This window comes from Neisseria sp. S1 (assembly GCF_048060015.1).
GTDB lineage: Bacteria > Pseudomonadota > Gammaproteobacteria > Burkholderiales > Neisseriaceae > Neisseria > Neisseria arctica.
Window position 1 is genome coordinate 89263 of record NZ_JBLUPI010000007.1, and the last position, 20516, is coordinate 109778.

Consider the following 20516-nt stretch of genomic DNA (forward strand, 5'->3'; position numbering starts at 1 on the left):
GGACGGTCTTTATTGTTGGATTTACAGTTTGAAAAATAAGCAGAAAAAAATGTCTATAGAAGCATTATTCGGAGCGTTTGAAAGCGGTTTGATTTATGCACTGGTAGCCATCGGTGTGTTGATTTCCTTCCGCATTTTGGATTTTCCTGATCTGACTGCCGACGGCAGTTTTCCCTTGGGTGGTGCGGTGGCCGCAGTTTGTATCGTAAGCGGGGTAAATCCGTGGTTAGCTTGTGCCGCAGGAATGCTTGCAGGCGCGGTAGCCGGTGTGGTTACTGCCTGGTTGCATGTGTCGCTGGGTATTTTGCAGCTCTTGGCCAGTATTTTGGTGATGGTCGCGCTGTATTCCGTCAACCTCAGAATTATGGGGGCGCCGAATGTACCGCTGATTGGGGAGAGTACCGTATTTACTCCATTTGTTGCCGAGGATTTCAGTAATCAATATTGGGTGCAGCCGCTGGTGATTTTGGGTTTCGTGATAGTGGCAAAACTGGTTATGGACTGGTTTTTCTCAACAGAAGCGGGTTTGTCGATGCGCTCGACGGGGGCTAACGGCCGTATGGCTAGGGCACAGGGCGTGGGTACGTCTAAGATGATTATTATCGGTATGGCGATTTCCAATGCACTGGTTGCATTGGGCGGCGCGCTGTTTGTGCAAACACAGGGCGGTGCTGATATTTCTATCGGTGTAGGTACGATTGTGATCGGTTTGGCGGCAGTGATTATCGGCGAAACTTTAATGCCGAGTAAGCGTGTGTGGGTATGGATACTATCGGTGGTGGTAGGGGCGGTGCTATACCGTTTGTTTATCGCCTTGGCCTTAGGCAGCGAAACTTTGCGCAATATAGGTTTCGGCCCGCAAGACTTGAATCTGCTTACCGCCGTTTTGGTAGTGATTGCTTTGCGTATGCCCTATATCAAACGCCGATTGAAAAGGAAATATTCATCATGATGCGCGCCGATAATCTGAAAATTACTTTTAACCCGGGTACGCCGATTGAAAACCCGGCCTTGCGCGGCACCAGCTTGAGCATTGCAGATGGTGAATTTATAACCGTTATCGGCAGCAACGGCGCGGGTAAATCTACATTTTTAAATGCCATCAGCGGTGATTTGCAGGTGGACTCGGGAGTGATTACGATTAACGGCCAAGATGTTACCCGTTTGCCCGCCCATAAGCGCGCACATCTTGTCGCTCGGGTGTTTCAAGATCCGATGGCAGGAACTTGTGAAGCTCTGAGTATTGAAGAAAACATGGCACTTGCTTATAAGCGTGGACAAAAACGCGGCTTGGGGTTGGCTTTGAATAAGGCGAACCGCGAGCTTTTCCGTGAAAAACTTTCAATACTGAAGTTGGGTTTGGAAAACCGTTTAACCGACCGTATGGGCTTGCTCTCGGGCGGACAGAGGCAGGCAGTTAGTTTGCTGATGGCTAGCCTGCAGCCCAGTAAGATTTTGTTGCTTGATGAGCATACCGCCGCACTCGACCCGAAAACGGCGGCTTTTGTATTGGAGCTGACCGACCGTATCGTGAATGAAAACAAACTCACGGCCATGATGGTTACTCATTCGATGCGGCAGGCTTTGGATCACGGTAGCCGTACGGTAATGCTGCATCAAGGGCAGGTGGTGTTGGATGTATCAGGTGAGGAGCGTGCGGGTATGGATGTTCCTGATTTGTTGGACATGTTTGAGCGCACGCGTGGTGAGAAAGTGGCGGATGATACATTATTATTGGGTTGATTATTGTAAAATGATTGAACTGTTTAATATTGAATAATTGCCGGCCAAATATGCTATGCCGTCTGAAACTAAGTTTCAGACGGCATTTTTTACTTTGGGCCAGATAGGTTTGAAAAAAGTTTATTTTTAATTGACTAAAAAATGATGGGAGTATCAGGCTTTAAATTGATAAATAAAACTTAAGCCGAGCGGCGGCGTGCGGCCATTTTTTCACCGATAATGGTTAACTGTTCGACCGGAATAAATTTTTTGCCTAGCTCAAATAAGGGTTCTTCCAGCGCCAAGTGTTGTTTATAGGCTCGCGTAAAACGACGCAGAATTTCTTCATTCGGAAGATATGGCGTGTCGCCGGTTAATTTTTCAAATTCTGCGGTAAGTGCTAACCAATTGAGATGAAGGGATTCGTGCTGTTGTAACAGCAGGTTGATATCATTTTGAGTTTGCGGGGCATATTGTACCAATAGAGGGAAAAAGTCCTCTTCTTCGTCTTGATGGTGAAGTGGCGCAGCCTGTGTGAAGTAGCGGATGATTTGTCGTACGGCTTGGGCTGCAACAGCGTCATATCCTTTTTCGGCAATGTGTTGCGGTAGAAGATTAATATCGTTGCAGAAACGGCGTACTTTTTCGTGGCATGCGTACAGCATTTCGACAGGCTCTGCAAAGGTTGTGCTTGTTTGGCCGGCGGGTGTAATTTGTATCATGACAGTAGGCTTTCCGACAAAATGATTAATTTATATGATAGCCGATTGGTGCGGTATTGCCATTCTTCAGAATGACTAGCGGCAATATGTGCCATCGAGAAAGTTGTGCATCACTATTCGGATATAAAATAGTAAAGATAATAACTATTGTGCCGCACTTGATACAATCCGTATGTAGAGTCAAGCGGAAAACGGCGGATAAAGTTTCAGGCCGTCTGAAAATATGCTAATTTAGTATGGTTTTAATAACGGTTCGATAAGGGGAAAAACATGTATATGTTGGCGAAAAACCGTGCCGAATACGACCGGGAATGGGCGGTAGGGCGGCAACTGGCCGCATCGGATACGCAATCTCTGATTGAACGGATTCACGCGGGCGGTTCGGCGGCTCTTGAAGCTTTGGATAAATTATCAAATATCCATTTTGCCCGTGCTTTTGTTGCATTAGAGCAGACCGATCTCCGAGCCTTCCGTCAAGAGTGTTATACGGCGGGCAAACTGCATATTATGGCTGCTTTTAATGATGGTCATGGCGGCCAGCCGTTTAAGGTTCATAGCGGAAATTATATCTATATTTTGTTTGCGGCTTTAATGTCGGGAAATCCTGCTTTAATCGGATTTTTGCAGCAAAATACCGAACATATCGGGCAGGGCGGGTTTAAGTTTTCCGGTGTGGATGGCGAACCGTATTTGGCGCAAACGATTTTATTGGCTTTGAAAGGCGATTTTTCTGCCGTGGCACAGCGTTGTGCGTTATTTTTAGAAAAGCCGGTAACCAAAGCAATGCAAAAGCGTTTGGCGGATTTTCAATTTTTGCAGGCGTTGGCAGAGGGGGATATCAAAGCAATGATCGGTTCGCTCACTTCTTTGCTCGAACCTGCTACCGCACGCCGTTCCGCCCAAGGTATGCTTTGCGGGTGGGATTTCTGTTTACAGCCGCAGGTATTGATCTATTTGCGGGTGGCGCAATTGCATGGTTTCGTATTGAACATTGCTTCGAATATTGCGCCGCGCGGCTTGGCTTTGGCACCGATGCCATCTGAATATAGCGAATCTTATCCGTGGATGGCAGATTATGATTTGGGTGTATCTTTCGACCATCAATACAAATGGTTGGAGAAATTAAGCGCATAAAATTGATTGGTACGAGGTGATAGGCCGTCTGAAATATTGAGTTTCAGACGGCCTATAAATTTGCAATAACCTTAGTAAACCTATTATAGCCAATGCTGGTGCTAGGTGATTGTAGTTTAGTCTATGTGGTTTGATTTTATTGAGTAGGAGAAAGCCGTCATAACTGGGCGCGTAAATTATGAGTTATGACCCGTGGTGGCTAAACAAGTTTGTGTCAATTAATTGATATAAAAGTGATTTTTCTGTTTTTCATTGATAGCTTATATGATTGCAAACAAAATTATGCCAATACGGTAACAGCATCACCTACGGCAACCGTGCCGCTGTTGAGTGCCCGCATGTTCATACCGAAAATGGCTTTTCGAGTTTGGGCTAGGGTTTTCAGCGGCTGTTGCTGAGGGTCTTTTTCGCCGTTGTGCAAATCTACGGTAGTCATCACGCAGCGCGTACAAGGTTTGAATAATTCAAACCGCACATTACCGATTTGAATTTCCCGCCAGCTTTCTTCTTCATACGCTTCGATACCGTTAATCACGAGGTTAGGGCGAAAGCGGCGCATTTCCACTGCGCGGGGTAGGGTGGTATTGAGAGCCGCCAAAGAGGCTTGGTTGGTAAGCAGATAGGGCGCACCGTCGGCAAAGGAAAGAGGGGTGTCTGTGCCGGCAAGGGTACGGTTGCTTGGTGCGCCGATATAATTCAGACGGCATTGCGTACCGATTTTGCTGCTTAACCATGGGTCTGTATCATTGGTGTTTTGTTGTGCGGCAAAAGTATCTTTCCATACGGTTACATTGCTTGTTAACGTAAATTTTTCGGTAGGAAAAAAGCGGGATTCTCCATCAGGTGCGGTCAGGTATAAACCATCGGTTTCCACGGTTGCCTGCCATAGAAGTAGTTGGGGATATTTGCGGGCGGTGATGAAATTGCCTGTAAGGTCGGTCAGCAGCCAGCAGCGGTCGTGTTTAATGCCCATGGGTAGGATTTCCGTTTGTGCCATGTTGATGCCGCGCATGGATTTAACGGGATAGTAAATTAGTTCGGTCAGTTGCATAGTGGACTTCCGTTTCCGTGTGGTTGGAGCAAGTGGCAAGCAGAGCAAGGCCGTAATCGGCATTTGGATGGGTGGCCTGAAGGCTCCAACGTTATCGTAAAACCATTCTCTCTTCAACATACGCGATAGATTTTGATTGTAAAGAGATTTTGACTGTAATTTAAGTTGTTTGATTCTGAATGCTGCTTGCCTTTTAATTATTGGAAAACGTATCTGTATTTGTGATGTAAAAGGCCGTCTGAATGTATGATGGTTGGTTGATAGGCTTTTAATGCGGCTTAAGGCTTAAAATGATATGGGAGGTTGTCAGACGATATATTTTTGAAATTCATCAGGCTGGTGTGTGTTTATGGGTATGCCGATATTAAAAGCCGACAGTTCACAAACTGTCGGCTTTTAATATCGGGCAAACGAAGAGTGAAGTATCTTAGGCTTCTGTTTGGTATTGCAGCGGCCGCAAGCCTAATTTGTCCATCAGCAGGCGGTCTTTGTCTTCTTCGGGGTTACCGGTAGTCAATAGCTTGTCGCCGTAGAAAATAGAGTTGGCACCTGCCAGAAAACACATGGCCTGCATGGCTTCGGGCATATCGCTGCGCCCTGCGGAAAGTCGTACATAGCTGTTGGGCATGGTGATGCGGGCAACGGCGATGGTGCGTACGAATTCTGTCCAGTCTAAGTCTTCGGCATCGGCCAGCGGCGTGCCTTCTACTTTTACCAGTTGGTTGATGGGTACGCTTTCGGGCTGGGGGTCGAGATTGGCGAGGCTGGCGATCAAGCCGGCACGCTCGGGACGGCTTTCGTTCATGCCGACGATACCGCCGCAGCATACTTTCAAACCGGCACGGCGTACTTTACCTAAGGTATCCATACGGTCTTCGTGTTGGCGGGTATGGATAATGTCGTTGTAACGCTCGGGGTCGGTATCAAGATTATGGTTGTAGTAATCCAGTCCGGCTTTTTTGAGGTCTTCGGCCATGCCTTCTTCGAGCATACCGAAGGTTCCACAAGTTTCCAAGCCGAGATTTTTGACGGCAGCGATAATTTCGCTAACTTGTTCGACATCTTTCGGCTTGGGGCCGCGCCAGGCAGCACCCATACAGAAACGGCTGGCTCCGCGTGCTTTGGCGATTTGTGCTTTTTCGAGAATTTCGGCCACATCCATCATGGTTTCTTTTTGAACCTCGGTGCTGTAATGCGCCGATTGCGGGCAATACTCGCAATCTTCGGGGCAACCGCCGGTTTTGATGGAGAGTAAGGTAGAGAGTTGGATTTCTTGTGGGTTGAAATGCCGGCGGTGTACTTCTGCGGCCCGGTAAACTAAGTCGAGAAACGGCATTTCAAACAGTTCTTCTACTTGGCATTTGCGCCAATATTGTGCGGTAGCGTGCGGGTTGCGTTCGCTTTGGCGGCGCAAGGCAACTGGGGATACGGTCATGATATGGCTTTCTGTGGTTTGCAGCGGCGCAATGACGCTGACGTGCCGTTTGCAAGCGCAATGTTTGCAAGGGCGGTGGTAGGGATAAGGCCGTCTGAAAGCTATAAGGATTCAGGCGGCCCCAGTATGTGCCGCTTAGTGTAGCATACAAATAAGTGGCGGACATATTTGATATATGGCAGGAATGCTTTACATCGGCTTGGCTTTTCCTTTTATAAGGTTGGTGTGGAATGAAAGAAATAGAAAGGCCGGTATTTAAAGAAAGCCAGTCAGAAAATAGTTCGTTTAATTGATACGTATATTTTTTTGAGATGGAGCGAAAGAGGTGCTGCGGCGGTAGGAAACACGAGGTTGGGCTGCAAGCCGCATAACTTTTTAGGAGCAGCCGCTTAGTGAAGACTTTAGCAGCCGGTGTTAATTGAGTAGCATTTCCTGCATTAATTTCATTCCCCATTGCCAACCATGCAGATAACCGTTCAAATGGCCTTCATGAGGCGACGTAAGTAAGAGGGCATTCCAACAGGCCGCTTGTGAAGCTGCCCATTCACGGGTGCAGTAAGGGTCGTTATTTCCGATAACCAAAGCGGTTTTGCAGTGACAACGTACCCTTTGCAGTGTATGGCAGCCATCATCGGGAAACGCGTGTTGCAGAGGCGAAACTAAAATCATATTTTTGATCCGCTTTTGCGTGTTGACATCTGCGAGATAAAGCCATGCCAACCAGCCGGACACGCCCGCGCCATGTGAAACTACAGCGATATTCCGACTATGTATATCCTGCCAAGCCTGTTCAATAACCTGTTGCCAGTGAGCAATTGTCTGGTTTTGAGAAACTTCCGTAAGGCGGACGGTGGGATAACTGACTGCCCAACGGTCGATCCACATTTCAGGCTCGTCCGCATCGCGGACCAGCAGTAGGGTAAGGTCTTCGAGTTCTTGCGTATGCATGGCTTTGCCTAAAAGTTTCAGACGGCCTTATCGGATAGAAAATAAACAGTAGGGCTAAAGCGTTTACAGCGAATAATCATATTCCACCACTAAAGGTGCATGATCGGAGAATTTTTCATCTTTATAAATATGGGCGTGCAGTGCGCGTTCGGCCAAGTGAGGCGTTACCATTTGATAGTCGATACGCCAGCCCACATCTTTCGCATAGGCCTGCCCGCGGTTGCTCCACCAAGTATAACCAGGTACTTCGGGGTACAATTTGCGCCACATATCCACCCAGCCCAAATCGCGAATCACCTTGCCTATCCATTCACGCTCTTCGGGTAAAAAGCCAGAGTTTTTCTGATTGCCTTTCCAGTTTTTCAAGTCGATATTTTGATGGGCGATATTCCAGTCACCGCATACCACAATATCACGGCCTTCCATTTTCATAGTTTCCAACATCGGGTAAAACGCATCGAGAAAACGGTATTTGAGTTCTTGTCGTTCCGGCGCGCTGGTACCCGAGGGTAAGTAAAGCGAAATAACAGAGAGATTACCGAAATCGGCACGTACAAAACGGCCCTCACGGTCAAATTCTTCAATACCCATACCATATTGAACATTATCCGGAGCCTGTTTGCTATAAATGGCCACACCGCTGTAGCCGCGTTTTTCGGCACAATGCCATACACCGTGCATACCATTCGGATTACGCATTTCAGGCTTCATATCAGCCTCTTGGGCTTTTAATTCTTGTACGCATACCACATCGGCATCTACTCGGGCAAGATATTCAATAAAGCCTTTTTGGGCGGCAGAGCGAATACCGTTTACATTGGCAGAGATAATTTTCAGCATAAATGTTTGGAAAAGGAAAAAATTGAAAGGTTGTATTGTACCTGAAAACCTTTTTGGACAGTTTGGGGAAAATAATAGTTATTTTATTGCTTTTGCTATTTTGTTTGGTTGTTATCATGCAGTTATATTGTTGTGCGGCTTTTTCGGCGGCTACGGCTGCGCTGCCGCCCGATGCGGGGCTGCTGCCGTTAATGTAGGCCAAGGTTGCGCCCAATGCGAAGTGGCCCAGTATTTGGGCGGCTTCGTTTTTGTTTTCACCGTGGCCGAATTGCTGTCCAATAGCGGCAGCGGCATAAGGGGCGAGGGTGTTGGCGGCTGCCTGCAGGTCGCTTTGTCCGCCCAATACGCCGGTAATGAGGGTGGTTGCGGCATTTAGGGCGCGGCTGTTGCTGCCGCCTACGCCCCAATCGCGGGCTTTTGCATAGGCCGTCTGAAAGTTTTCGCTATTGTTTAGCAGAAAGAGGGTTTTTCCTGTGTCGTCCAGATTGGCGTAATGCATTTGTTGTTCGGGCGACAGGTTATTCAGGGCTTCTGCGCGGGCGGCTTCTTGCTCTTTTAGGGCATCGGCAGCCATATTGCCGCTAAAGGTGCGTACGGCGGAGAAGATGTCGGCAGTGGCTTTGGCAACGGTTTGCTGTTTCTGCATCACCTCGCGGATATCGGGTAGGGCGTCGATTTGGCGGTGGGCGGCTGCCGCATCGCTGTTGATGCCCAATTCCTGCGCGGTGGTTGCTTTACCGCCGATATTCAGACGGCCTTCGCTTAGGGTGGCGTAGGTGGTGCCGCTGTCGCCGCCGCTTTCGTATTGCGGCAGGGTAGGGGCGAAGCTGGCTCCTTGGTTCATACTTTGTCTGGCAATGGCGGATGATTTGCCTAATGCGCTTTGTTTGAAGGCTTCGCCAGAATTGAGCTGTCCGCCGTAGCCGCCGCTCAAACCGATATTTGACGCTTTGTAGCTGCTTTGGTTTTGAATATCTTCAAAGGTAAGTCTGTCGGCAGTCAGCTCGTTTTGCGCTGCTGGTGCGGTTGAGGCGATGGCGCCGCCTTTGAGGTGGACGCTGTCGGCTTTGACATGGTAGCCGCCTTCTCCGGCAAAGAGGCCGGATTGTCGGTTGACGGTTGCGCTTTGTCCGCTGCCGTTGCTTTGGTTGAAGTTGCCCGAGGCTTCCCAAGCTGTGCCGAGGGATACCTGTACCCGTACGCCGGCACCGCTTTGTTTGCTTTCCTGAGAAAGTGTGTCTTGCAGGCTTTCGATATGGAGCTTGCCGCCGATATCGGTGTCGATACGGCGGGCGGTGGCGGTGGCACCGCGCAGGGTTGTATCGCCTTTGCCGGTGATGCGGATGTGGTCGGCATTGAGCGTGGTGTTCTCGTGGGTTTGGGCATCGCTGCGGTATTTGCCTTTGCTGACACCGGCTTCGGCATAAACGTATACGCCGGTTTGTGCCCCTACGGATGCGCCTACGCCGACAGATGCGCCGACATTACTGTTCTTACCGTCTGCATGCTGCCGGCTTTGGCCGGCTTCGAGCATGATATCGCGGGCGGAATCAAGGGCGAGGGTGTTGTTTGCTACTTAATTGTTAAAGAAAAGAGGCCGTCTGAAAGAGATTTCAGACGGCCTTGAATAAATTTAAGATTGTTGCTGACGTTTTAATTTTACGCGTTCTTCCCACAGTTCTTTCGGGACGTAGTAAATATTTTCAGCCTCTTCTTCAGTTAAATCGCTGATACCTCGTGAATATAAGCCAGGCCAATGGTCTTCTTCTGGAATATAAAAAAACTGAATATTAAATTTAGCTTCATTTGTTAGGCTAATTCTATAATGAGACCATTTTTCTTTAAATATTTTATTTTTAGAGAGAGTCTTTATTAAATCAGTTACTTCATCTCCGGCGTTGTTTCTAATGTCATCAAAATCAAACCATTTTTCTTGCCCATTAAAATCTATCCATGAAAAACTATAAGATGTAATTTCTGGATAAATATAGCCATCACAAAAAAATATCTGTGCATCGTGATCCATTATTGACCATAATAACTTACCTAATTCTTGATATATTTTTTGATCATTCATGTTTATTTACCTGTGGGTGTATTTTTCAATGTACTAACCTTTGGACGACCAGAGTTTATCATTTCCGTTACTTTGAAAGCATCTGGGCGTTTGCTATTTCCTGTATAAATTGGCTCTATTTTCACTTGCACCCTTCCTCCAGTCTCAAGCGTTTTCTTCCATTGTTGTTCCAACTTATACCACTCACCACTACTGCCATTCAATTTAGCATCCATCGGTACTAAATTAATCCCTTCGCCCGGACCACCAAACATTGAGGCAATCAAATGACCACCACAATCCGACTGCTGACGGCATGAGCCTCCTGCAATACGCTGCTGATAGGTGTTTCTATCCCATGGGTCAATTTTCAAATCCGCAGAAACAGCTTTTACCCTCTTTTGGGTGTCTGTTGCATATTGGAATCCGTTATCAAAGCGGTAAATGGTATTAGCATCAGGTTTATTTGCAATTTTACTCCATTGGTTGATTCTGCCTCGTTGTAACTCTACAATAGCTCGCTCAACTTTGGTTCCACCAGCAATAAGTTTACCTGATTTATACAGGCTTGCTGCCTCTGCCAATAGTTTTTTAGCTAAGCCATAGCCTTTTACAGCAAGCTTTTCGCCAGGAATAACGGCTGCAACGGCTAAAGCTTTTCCTGCTAAATCTTCTGCTTCATAGTAATCTCTTCCCGCTCCATAAGGAGTAATCAGTAGACGGGCAACTTGGTCTAGAATTTCCGATTGTTCCCGCTTTAGTTGTGCGTATGCTTTAGGGTCTTGTTTTAACAGCTCTTGCTCAGCCCTCCACGCAGAAAAAGAAGCACCAACATCGTTATTCTCGACCGCATTCTGCCCAATCACCCCGCCAATCTGCGCACCCAAGGCAGAGCCGCCGTCTCCGGTTGCGCCAACGATAGACGCAATTACACCGGTAGTCGATTTAATTTCTTCTTTGATATGCTCGGGTAACAGGTTGGCGTTGAATTCGCCCGTTACCGGGTCGAGGGCGGTTTGTCCGTCGTCATACTGTTGTACCAAATATTGTGCGGCTTTTTCGGCGGCTACGGCTGCACTGCCGCCCGATGCGGGGTTGCTGCCGTTAATGTAGGCCAAGGTCGCGCCCAATGCGAAGTGGCCCAGTATTTGGGCGGCTTCGTTTTTGTTTTCACCGTGGCCGAATTGCTGTCCAATAGCGGCAGCGGCATAAGGGGCGAGGGTGTTGGCGGCTGCCTGCAGGTCGCTTTGTCCGCCCAATACGCCGGTAATGAGGGTGGTTGCGGCATTTAGGGCGCGGCTGTTGCTGCCGCCTACGCCCCAATCGCGGGCTTTTGCATAGGCCGTCTGAAAGTTTTCGCTATTGTTTAGCAGAAAGAGGGTTTTTCCTGTGTCGTCCAGATTGGCGTAATGCATTTGTTGTTCGGGCGACAGGTTATTCAGGGCTTCTGCGCGGGCGGCTTCTTGCTCTTTTAGGGCATCGGCAGCCATATTGCCGCTAAAGGTGCGTACGGCGGAGAAGATGTCGGCAGTGGCTTTGGCAACGGTTTGCTGTTTCTGCATCACCTCGCGGATATCGGGTAGGGCGTCGATTTGGCGGTGGGCGGCTGCCGCATCGCTGTTGATGCCCAATTCCTGCGCGGTGGTTGCTTTACCGCCGATATTCAGACGGCCTTCGCTTAGGGTGGCGTAGGTGGTGCCGCTGTCGCCGCCGCTTTCGTATTGCGGCAGGGTAGGGGCGAAGCTGGCTCCTTGGTTCATACTTTGTCTGGCAATGGCGGATGATTTGCCTAATGCGCTTTGTTTGAAGGCTTCGCCAGAATTGAGCTGTCCGCCGTAGCCGCCGCTCAAACCGATATTTGACGCTTTGTAGCTGCTTTGGTTTTGAATATCTTCAAAGGTAAGTCTGTCGGCAGTCAGCTCGTTTTGCGCTGCTGGTGCGGTTGAGGCGATGGCGCCGCCTTTGAGGTGGACGCTGTCGGCTTTGACATGGTAGCCGCCTTCTCCGGCAAAGAGGCCGGATTGTCGGTTGACGGTTGCGCTTTGTCCGCTGCCGTTGCTTTGGTTGAAGTTGCCCGAGGCTTCCCAAGCTGTGCCGAGGGATACCTGTACCCGTACGCCGGCACCGCTTTGTTTGCTTTCCTGAGAAAGTGTGTCTTGCAGGCTTTCGATATGGAGCTTGCCGCCGATATCGGTGTCGATACGGCGGGCGGTGGCGGTGGCACCGCGCAGGGTTGTATCGCCTTTGCCGGTGATGCGGATGTGGTCGGCATTGAGCGTGGTGTTCTCGTGGGTTTGGGCATCGCTGCGGTATTTGCCTTTGCTGACACCGGCTTCGGCATAAACGTATACGCCGGTTTGTGCCCCTACGGATGCGCCTACGCCGACAGATGCGCCGACATTACTGTTCTTACCGTCTGCATGCTGCCGGCTTTGGCCGGCTTCGAGCATGATATCGCGGGCGGAATCCAAAGAGAGGGTATCGCCGGCTTGTACCTGCGTGTGTTGCATGCGGATATCGCCTGCGGTGGATTGGAGGTTGACGTTTCCTCCTGCAGACAGGCGGTTGCTTTGGCTTTGCGCGTAGCTTTGGTTTTGGCTGGAATTGGCGGTTTTAAAGCCGATGCCGGCTTCGGCTTTTGCCAATACGGCTCCTTGTTTTAAGTCTTTGGGGTCGACGGCAGTGCCGTTTTGCAGTGCTTTTTGTACGGCTTGAGCGTTATCGGCGGCTGCGCCGGCGACTTTGTTGGCGGCATCGTAAGCCTGATAGGCTTGGGCACCGGCGGCCAGCCCTTGGAGGGCGCGGGTGCGGTCGTCGGCTTTGCTTTTTACTGCGCCTTCGGCGGCATTGGCTAAGTCGATGAGCGGTGATGAGACTTTGGCGAATGCACCGATTTTAAGGTCTCGTTCAGATTGGCTGCTGCTGCCGAGGTTGTGGTCTTGAAGGATGTCGATGCTTTGCGCGCGGATGTTGATGTCTTTGGCCGCGGCTATATCCGCAACTTGTTGGGTATAGTTGCCGCCTGCTTGGATGTTGACATTGCCGCCCAAGCTGCCGACTTGTGATTTGACTTGCTCTACTTGGCTACTGCGGGAGCTGCGGGTGTTTTTCATCCAGCCGCTGAAGTATTCGGTGTCGGAGATTTGGGCGGAGCCGATGCCGCTGGCGGTTTGTGTTTCGCTGAGGTTGCTGCTGTTTTGGGTAGAGCGGATATTGACATCGCGGGCGGCATTGAGGGTGAGATCTTCTTGTGCGACGGCACTGCTGCCTAAAATGTTGATATCGCCTTTTTGGGTTTGCAGGGTGGCGGTACCGCCTACGGACAATCGGGTAGCGGTAGTATTGGCCAGTGCGCCCCGGCCGTCGCCGCGGTCTTTGAATGTGCCGGCGGGAGTCAGCACGTCGACGGTATCGATAGCGAAACCGCTACGGCGGCTTTGCGCGTTTTGGTTTTGGCTATCGGTGGCGAATCCTAGGTTGATGTTGTCGCGGGCATGCAGCAGGGCGTTGCCTTCGGCGGAGATTTTAGTGCCTTCGCTGTTGATGCTGCTTTGGGTAGCGATAATGTTTAGGTTGCGGCCTGCGGTGATTTCTCCGGTAACGGCTTGTTCCGAAGCGGTATTTTGCCGGATCTCGCTATTGGTTTGGCCTCCGCGGATAACCAGAGGCGATTGTACAGACGTAGCGCCTTTAAATGTGGCCAAGCCGTGCGTAACGGATTTTCCGACCAGGCTGCCGCTGTTTTGGCTGCCGGCCATGGTTTGGTCGTAAACGTCTTTGGTTACTTTGAGCGGGTTATAAACCAGCCCTACGGATAAGCCGCTCTGTTTGCTTTGCTGCTCGGTATGGTTGCTGTCTGTGATATGCGCTGCGGTCAGGTTGACTTCGCTGCCTTGCAGGTTTATGTCTTGACCGGCATTCAGACGGCCTGCTTCGATATTGAGAGCCTTATCCGCAATAATGGTTGTGTTGCCTTGGGTGCTGCCGATTTGGGAAAGGGTAAGGGTTGGGCTTGTGCCTTCTTGTTGCAGGCTTTGGCTGGATTTGCCATAGCCGACGGAGGCAATGCCGCCTTTCAGGCTGCCGGTAAAGCCTTTGCGTGTTTCCTGCTGGAAGTTTTCATGATGAGTAGTATCAGTAACGGTATCAATATGAATATTTTGTCCGGCAGCTAAACGGGTTTGTTCTTGTGCCAAAATGTTACTGCCACTTACCGTCAAATCATTGCCTGCACTAATCTGGATATTTCGTGCGGCAAGATTGCTGCCAACGGCATTTTCTTCAGCTATCCGGATATTGCTGATATTGGTCTGCTTACGTCCTCCTCCGGTTCGTCCGACATGCTTGGAGGCGTCATCAACCGTGTTGCTGCTGTTGCCTGCATTCAGTGCAATATCGTTACCGGCGCTCAGATTGAGTTTGCCGTCGCTGCTGTAAAGATCGGCGGCTGTGGTACTGATGTTATTTTGAGCTGCCAGCGTAATATCGCCTTGTGCATGAATGGTGCTGCCTATATCGGTATGACTGTCACGGATAATATGGTTGTCGGCATCAAAATGGTTTTCCTGATGGCGGCCAGTACCCACGGATCCCAGTACAATCTCGTTACCCGCCTGCAACAACGTTTGACCGTTGACTGCTGAATTGCCGATGTCGGCGGCAGCAAGGTTGATATTACGCCCGGCATCCATTTGCAGAATCGCATTCTCTGCACCAGAAACGTAAATGCCGGCCAAGCGATCAAGATGGGTAACCGAACCTTGTTCGTTTTGGTTGCTTGCACTGGTACTGCGGTGATTGATGTCGCGCTCTGCTTGCAGCAGTAAGGTATTGTCGGCATCTATGCTGCCTCCAATATTGTTGATATCTTCGGCGGCATTGGCAGCCAATCGGGCAGCATGGATTCTGCCGCCGATGTTGTTAACCGTATCGGCATTAATTTGCAAGGCTTGGCGGGCGGCTATGGTACCGCTGTTGTCAAGGTTGCCGCCTATATCCAATGCAGCGACACTGCCTGAGAGTAGTGCGCCGTTGCCGTCTATATCACCCGGTTGTACACGGACATAAACTTGCGGTACCAAGACAGCTTGGACACTACCGTCGGGTAATGTAACATCTTGAGCAACCAGCCAGATGATATCACTGGTAAGGCGAGCAATCTGTTCTGCATTCAAGGCGATACCGGGAGCGAGGTTGAAAGCTTGTGCAGCAGTGATTCCGCTGTCCATCAAGGCCTTGAATTGTTCTTCATTATTGCTATGGCCATTCAAATAACGTTGGCCGGTGAGGTTCAGAATCTGCTCAGTGACCATGCGTTGCTCGTAATAGCCGTCGCCTAAGCGTTTATGCATATTTCCGGAATCAATGTTCAAGGCTTTGAGCATGTAATCGCTGGATAACCACTGGCGGTAATTGGTAAAAGCAGGGTCGGTTTCAATCAGATAACTGCCAGACTGGGCATTAATGGCAAACAGGCTGCTGTTCGGCAGTGTAGCGCCCGGTGTGCCGGTACGCACGGCTACTTCGGCAGCGGTGGCTGCATTGGTTTGTCGTACTGTTTGCTGGCTGTCATTTTGTGTTTTTATGGCTTCGACAGTGATAGTTTGGGCCGTGGTAGCACGATTTGGGATGTCTATGACCGATGTGGCCGCATCGGCGTTGATGCGCAAACCCTGGCGTTTCTCAGTGGTGTTTGCAGGTGTAACAGCCGCATATTCCCGGTAGGCAAAAGAGCCGAGGGAAATATGGTTATTGATTTCCGGCGCCGGAGCGTAATCTACCCGGTTGTGGCCTGTGCTATCCCGACCTTTTTGGTGGTTACGCCAGTAAGAATGCAGGCCTGGAGAGGATTCGCTGTTCCAGTGCCCTTTGCTTATGTTGAGCCCGGCCTCGGTTGCTTGTTGCCGGGTCAGGCAACCATCGGCATTTGCGTTCTCGACCGCGCAACCCAAATCATGAGTTATCTTAGTGCCGAAGGATTCTTTATTAAACAATTGGCCTTTAGGCAGATTAGCAGCCAGCTTGCCTCCAGCCACGATTTGGCTGTCGCTGTTCCACAATTCACTGGCGTTAATGGTCAGATTGTTACCGGCAATAATTTTGGCCGGAGCAGTTTCTGTAACACGGGTTTCCTGGGTAATACGCCAATAATCATACTTATGCCAGCTTTCATGGCGTTGGCCGTCAGGAGTGCGCAACTGATTGGATTCATCGTTAAAAATACTCCAGCCCAATTCGGTCTGAGTGCCTTCGCGCAATCGTTCATCGCGCCCTTGTGCCCCGTATTCGACGATATGTTCATGACTGGTTTCCACCAGCTCGGTCTTAAGGTGCTCGTTGGTGTTACGCAGTTCTTTGGCGTAAATTTGCATCTCACCACCAGATTCGATGGTGGCGCTGCTGTTGTGGATGGTGTCCGCTGTGCCGATGGCTTGGTTTCGTTCGTCCAGTGCACCACCAATGACCATTTCTCCATCGCTGAGTATTAGTGCATTTTCCCGGTTGGTGAGGTTTTTTACTCCAAGATCAAGACGGTTTCGTGCTGCAATGGTGCCGGCTTTACCGTTTTCATTGTCGTTATTCAGGGTTTGGGCGGCAATAGCCAGGTGATTGCCATAAATTTTGGCGTTTTCTCCTAGATTGTGGAGCGTTTGCGCTGCAATCACGGTGTCGGCACCATCAATCAGGCCCTGGTTGGTTAGGGTGCCGCTGATCTGAATTTGTGTGTCAGTGGCGTTGATTGCTCCGGTAGCTGTGTTGTCAAGCTTGTCCGCTTGCAAATGCAATTGTTGGCCGGCTTGCAAATTGCCCCGATTATCCAGTGTGCCGTCAATTTGAATATTTGCGTTACCTGAGGCGGCCATATCGCCACGCTGCTGGTAATCCGAGGCAAGATGGGCATTCAGGTTGCCCAAAGAGATGATTTTGCCGTCAAGGTTATTCAGAGTTTGGCTGCTCAAATTGAGTTGGTTGCCTGCAAACAATTTACCAGTGTGGTTTTCGAGGGTGGTCAGCGGATGATTGCCATTACTGAGAGAAAGTGTATCAGTCGCAGTGATTTTGCCTTGGCTGTTATCCAGGTTATGGCTGTTGATGTCTATGTGGTTGGCTTGAATGCCTTGGCTTTCGGTTTGGGTTCGGCTGTTATCCAACAAGGCTGTTTGAATGGAAAGGGATTCTCCGGCAGCCATCAGCCCCTGTTGGTTATTTAGCTCGTTGGTACTGGCAAGCTGCATATTGCCAATGGTCTGGATTTCTCCGTTTTGGTTATAAATGGCCGTGCTGTCGACAATGATGTTATTACCGCTCAATATGCTGCCTTGCTGGTTTTCTAGCGAGGAAGTATGGATCGACAGGGAGTCTTGTGCCAACAAGCCGCCGTTGCTGCGGGTGTTCTGATTGTTGAATGCATGGCCGTGCGTATCGATATTGAGCGTACCGTTGCTTTGTATCATGCCGCTGCTGTTGTTTAACGCGCCGCTTTGTAGCTCGGCTTGCGTGATGGCGCTGATACGGCCATTCTGATTATTGAGTTGTTGTTGCTGGGTGTCGATATGCAGATGTCCGTTAACACTGATTTCACCAGCCTGATTATTCAAACCCAAGCTGGCTAGGGTGGTTTCACCACCCGAAACAATACGACCCCGGCTGTTGTCCAGGTCTTTTTGGGCATGGAGGGCTATCTGGCCGCCAGACAGGATGCCGCTTTGATTGCCAATTTTCTGGGCTTGGATGTGCAGTTGATCGGCCGCCGTGATTTGACCGCTCCGATTTTGTAGATTGCCGCTATTATTGATTGTTGTTGTGGAGCTTGCGGAGCCTATTTCACCGTTTTGATTGTCCAGATTGTTGCTGTTTAGACTGAGTAACCGATTTGCAGCAATCAAGCCGCTTTGGTTGTTCAAGTCGCCCGTCACATTGGCTGTCAGCATGCCGGTGCTGAGTATATGTCCTTGTCGATTGGTCAGAACACCGGAGGATAGCAGCGTATCGCCGCCCGTTATTTGCCCTTGAGTATTGTCCAGCGTCCGGGATGTGAGTTGCAAAGACTCAGCAACAGCGATGCTGCCTTGGTTGTTGGTGCTTTCGGTTGCCTGGATATGGGCTGTTTTAGCAGCTATTGTGCCATCATCGTTGTTCATCCTGCCGCTTTGAATATTGAGGTCGGCTGCATAAATGCCTCCGCTGCCAGCAGTATGACTATTGTCCAATATTTTCTGGTGCGTGTTAATCAAGGCGGCTTTCTGCGCAATCAGACTCCCATTTTGGTTCAGTAAAGCTCCGCTTTGAATTTCAGCCTGCTGCCCAGCACCGATTTGCCCATCGGTATTGGTAAGTTGCCGACCTTGTGTGTCCATGGTAATGTTTTGATTGGCTAGAATTTGGCCTTGGCTATTGTCTAGAGCACCGCTGCTTATTTGCAAGTCGGTCTGGCTTAGCAGTTTCCCTTGTGTATTGTTGATTTGCTGGTTGCCTGCGCGCACATCCAGTTTGTGTCCCTGTATTGTGCCTTCAGTATTCTGGATGCCGCTTGCCGCCAGCGAGATATTTCCCGTGGATTGGATGCGGCCTTGCTGGTTGTTAAGGCTGCCTGATTGTCCATCAATCGAAACGGTATCTTGTCCTGAGATGATTTCACCGGCTTGATTGTCAATGCCTTTGCTTTGCAGCGTAATGGATTGATTGGCATGCAGTTTGCCTGCCTGATTTTGCCAAAGTGCTGCGGCATTGATATAGAGTGCATCGGCGCTGGCAATGCTGCCTTGCCGGTTGTTACCCTCACTGGTTCGGATTTCGGTGCTTTCACCGGAAGCTATATTGCCTTTGCTGTTGTCAAAGTACTCGCTTTCGATATTGATGCCATGATGGGCGCTGATTCGGCCGGATTGGTTGCTGAATGCCTGAGTTGCGCTTTGGAAATCAGTGGTTTCGATTTGGCCTTGGTTATTGTTGAATGTTTGTCCTCCTGCGTTCAGGTTATGCAAATTCAATATGCCCTGATTGCTGAGACTGCTGTGGCTGTTCACATCCGTTTCGCCGTTGGCACTGATACTGCCGCTGTTAATTAGGTTATCTACAACAGTAATGCTGCCTGCGGCTAGTGTTACAGGAATACTTGTAGTCGGCACGGTAGTAGTGACACCTCCGCCAGTGGCGGTGCTGGGGGCAGGAGAGGCGTTGCCGTTATTACTGCCGTTATCGGTGGAACCGTCGCCGGTGCTGCTGTCGGCCGGGGTGTAGCCGATCAGGCCGTTGCTACGGTTGGTGAGCGTCGCGGTATCTACAGTCAATGTCTGCAAACCGGTTTGGCTGATGTCGCCACTGTTGAGGAGAGTGTCTGTTCCAATATCGAGGCGGGCTGCGCTGGTTTGGCCGCTGTTGCTGATTTCGCCGCTATTACGGATGTTCAGCTCGTTGGAGGAGGCTAACAGACCGCTGTTGTTCAATGAGGCCGTCTGAATGGCGGCTTTGCCTTGGGCAGAAATGCTGCCGCTGTTTTCAAGCGCATCGGCACGAATGCTGACGGACGCATTATCAGCATGGCTTTGCTTTTGCTCGGAAGCAACGATGCTGCCGCTGTTGCCGATTTTGCCGTCGGCGCTGAGGGTGACGCCGCCCGCTCCTGCGAAGATTTGGCCGGCATTGTTGATGCCGATGCCCTTATCGGTGCTGACAAGGCGGATTTTACCGGCATACATGCCGCCGAGGCTGCCGGTATCGATGGACATTTGGGGGGTATCAGTAGTTTGGCCGTCTGCAACCGGGGTATGCGTGCCGTCGGCGTGGATGTCGTTGCTGCCAGCAACCACTTGCAAGTCTTTCGCCCAAATGCCGGCATTGACCTGGGCGGCACGGGCGAGGATACGGGTGTAGTCGCTGTCGGACGTATCAAGGCCTTTACCTGTAATGCCGATGCTGCCACCGCGTATGATAAAGCTTTCAAGGTAGCCGTTGTTGAGTACTGGTTTGCCGGTAGTGAGTGTGACGCCGGCGGCGTTGATGAAGCCGCCGCCGTTCACCTGAATGCCGGCGGGGTTGGCCATGATCACTTCGGCGCGTTTGCCGCCCACTTCGATGTAGCCGTTCAGCAGGCTGGGGTTGCTGCTGTTGACTTGGTTCACAATCACTTTGGCTTCGCCGCCGGCCAGCCACGGATTGCCCTGTATCCAGCCGCCCAGCTGCGTTTGGGTATTGCTGCGGCTGTTGTTGAGGATGGCGCCTTTGACGTCGACGTCGAACTGGCGGTATTGGTTCATCGATACGCCGCCGACCGTCGGCGTTTGGATGTTGACTTGCGGCAGGCCGTTGCCGGTTTTTAAGACGGTGGGCTGCTGGTTTTGCGGGGCGGCTTTGTCGGCCGTAATGCCGGTGGCGTGAGCGGGAAGTACCAACGCCAAACCGAACGCGAGCATCAGCGAGAAACAGACAACTGGTAGATGCAACACCGGAGTTGTTCCCCTTGCTAAAGTCGTACCACCCGCGCTGTCCTGAACTGATTTACCTTCACGGGTAGTATTTTCGGCAACCACCACCATTTGGCCACGTTTTTTGTTGAAGATGACTTTATATAGGGTTTTGTTCATGATAATGCTTTGTTCAAATAGACGT

Annotated in this window: 11 protein-coding genes; 3 read left to right on the forward strand and 8 right to left on the reverse strand. The window is 50.3% G+C overall.

All coding sequences use genetic code 11. From position 1 onward, the window contains the following. Positions 1–49 precede the first annotated feature (49 nt). Positions 50–952, forward strand: a complete 903-nt coding sequence (locus ACEPPX_RS06905) for an ABC transporter permease (protein WP_416623457.1) — start codon at positions 50–52, stop codon at positions 950–952. Beyond that, positions 949–1743: an ABC transporter ATP-binding protein gene (locus ACEPPX_RS06910; RefSeq protein WP_047760679.1), complete on the forward strand. Its 795-nt coding sequence runs from the start codon at positions 949–951 to the stop codon at positions 1741–1743. The genes ACEPPX_RS06905 and ACEPPX_RS06910 overlap by 4 nt, the downstream gene beginning before the upstream one ends. 179 nt (positions 1744–1922) lie before the next feature. Here ACEPPX_RS06910 and ACEPPX_RS06915 read toward each other — a convergent pair whose 3' ends face one another. Beyond that, positions 1923–2435, reverse strand: a complete 513-nt coding sequence (locus ACEPPX_RS06915; protein WP_416623513.1) for a hemerythrin domain-containing protein — start codon at positions 2433–2435, stop codon at positions 1923–1925. Between the two features lie 285 nt (positions 2436–2720). Here ACEPPX_RS06915 and ACEPPX_RS06920 point away from each other — a divergent pair, with 285 nt between their 5' ends. Beyond that, positions 2721–3578: a hypothetical protein gene (locus tag ACEPPX_RS06920; protein WP_416623458.1), complete on the forward strand. Its 858-nt coding sequence runs from the start codon at positions 2721–2723 to the stop codon at positions 3576–3578. A 280-nt stretch (positions 3579–3858) separates the two neighbouring features. Here the strand turns inward: ACEPPX_RS06920 and ACEPPX_RS06925 are convergent, their stop codons facing one another. The 7 genes from ACEPPX_RS06925 to ACEPPX_RS06955 all read right to left on the reverse strand — a co-directional run bounded on the left by ACEPPX_RS06925 (position 3859) and on the right by ACEPPX_RS06955 (position 20491). Further along, the gene (locus tag ACEPPX_RS06925; protein WP_416623459.1) at positions 3859–4629 is read right to left on the reverse strand and encodes an MOSC domain-containing protein; all 771 of its coding nucleotides are present in this window, start codon (positions 4627–4629) and stop codon (positions 3859–3861) included. 427 nt (positions 4630–5056) lie between these two features. Continuing rightward, positions 5057–6064: a biotin synthase BioB gene (gene bioB, locus ACEPPX_RS06930; protein ID WP_416623460.1), complete on the reverse strand. Its 1008-nt coding sequence runs from the start codon at positions 6062–6064 to the stop codon at positions 5057–5059. A 414-nt stretch (positions 6065–6478) separates the two neighbouring features. Then, positions 6479–7012: an alpha/beta hydrolase gene (locus tag ACEPPX_RS06935; protein ID WP_416623461.1), complete on the reverse strand. Its 534-nt coding sequence runs from the start codon at positions 7010–7012 to the stop codon at positions 6479–6481. 63 nt (positions 7013–7075) lie between these two features. Further along, positions 7076–7852 (reverse strand): exodeoxyribonuclease III, encoded by a 777-nt coding sequence (locus ACEPPX_RS06940; protein ID WP_047760673.1) that lies wholly within the window; start codon positions 7850–7852, stop codon positions 7076–7078. Further along, entirely contained in the window at positions 7788–9386 is a 1599-nt protein-coding gene (locus ACEPPX_RS06945; protein ID WP_416623462.1) for a hemagglutinin repeat-containing protein, read from the reverse strand. The genes ACEPPX_RS06940 and ACEPPX_RS06945 overlap by 65 nt, the downstream gene beginning before the upstream one ends. A 99-nt stretch (positions 9387–9485) precedes the next feature. Continuing rightward, positions 9486–9929 (reverse strand): hypothetical protein, encoded by a 444-nt coding sequence (locus tag ACEPPX_RS06950; RefSeq protein ID WP_416623463.1) that lies wholly within the window; start codon positions 9927–9929, stop codon positions 9486–9488. Positions 9930–9931: 2 nt separating this feature from the next. Beyond that, the gene (locus ACEPPX_RS06955; RefSeq protein ID WP_416623464.1) at positions 9932–20491 is read right to left on the reverse strand and encodes a hemagglutinin repeat-containing protein; all 10560 of its coding nucleotides are present in this window, start codon (positions 20489–20491) and stop codon (positions 9932–9934) included. Positions 20492–20516: the final 25 nt, after the last annotated feature.

What these genes read in the sequence shown, in the direction of transcription:
- ACEPPX_RS06905 (WP_416623457.1), top strand. Translation starts at nt 50, where the DNA reads ATGTCTATAGAAGCATTATTCGGAGCGTTTGAAAGCGGTTTGATTTAT.
- ACEPPX_RS06910 (WP_047760679.1), top strand. Translation starts at nt 949, where the DNA reads ATGATGCGCGCCGATAATCTGAAAATTACTTTTAACCCGGGTACGCCG.
- ACEPPX_RS06920 (WP_416623458.1), top strand. Translation starts at nt 2,721, where the DNA reads ATGTTGGCGAAAAACCGTGCCGAATACGACCGGGAATGGGCGGTAGGG.
- ACEPPX_RS06925 (WP_416623459.1), bottom strand. Translation starts at nt 4,629, where the DNA reads ATGCAACTGACCGAACTAATTTACTATCCCGTTAAATCCATGCGCGGC.
- bioB (WP_416623460.1), bottom strand. Translation starts at nt 6,064, where the DNA reads ATGACCGTATCCCCAGTTGCCTTGCGCCGCCAAAGCGAACGCAACCCG.
- ACEPPX_RS06935 (WP_416623461.1), bottom strand. Translation starts at nt 7,012, where the DNA reads ATGCATACGCAAGAACTCGAAGACCTTACCCTACTGCTGGTCCGCGAT.
- ACEPPX_RS06940 (WP_047760673.1), bottom strand. Translation starts at nt 7,852, where the DNA reads ATGCTGAAAATTATCTCTGCCAATGTAAACGGTATTCGCTCTGCCGCC.
- ACEPPX_RS06945 (WP_416623462.1), bottom strand. Translation starts at nt 9,386, where the DNA reads ATGCTCGAAGCCGGCCAAAGCCGGCAGCATGCAGACGGTAAGAACAGT.
- ACEPPX_RS06950 (WP_416623463.1), bottom strand. Translation starts at nt 9,929, where the DNA reads ATGAATGATCAAAAAATATATCAAGAATTAGGTAAGTTATTATGGTCA.
- ACEPPX_RS06955 (WP_416623464.1), bottom strand. Translation starts at nt 20,491, where the DNA reads ATGAACAAAACCCTATATAAAGTCATCTTCAACAAAAAACGTGGCCAA.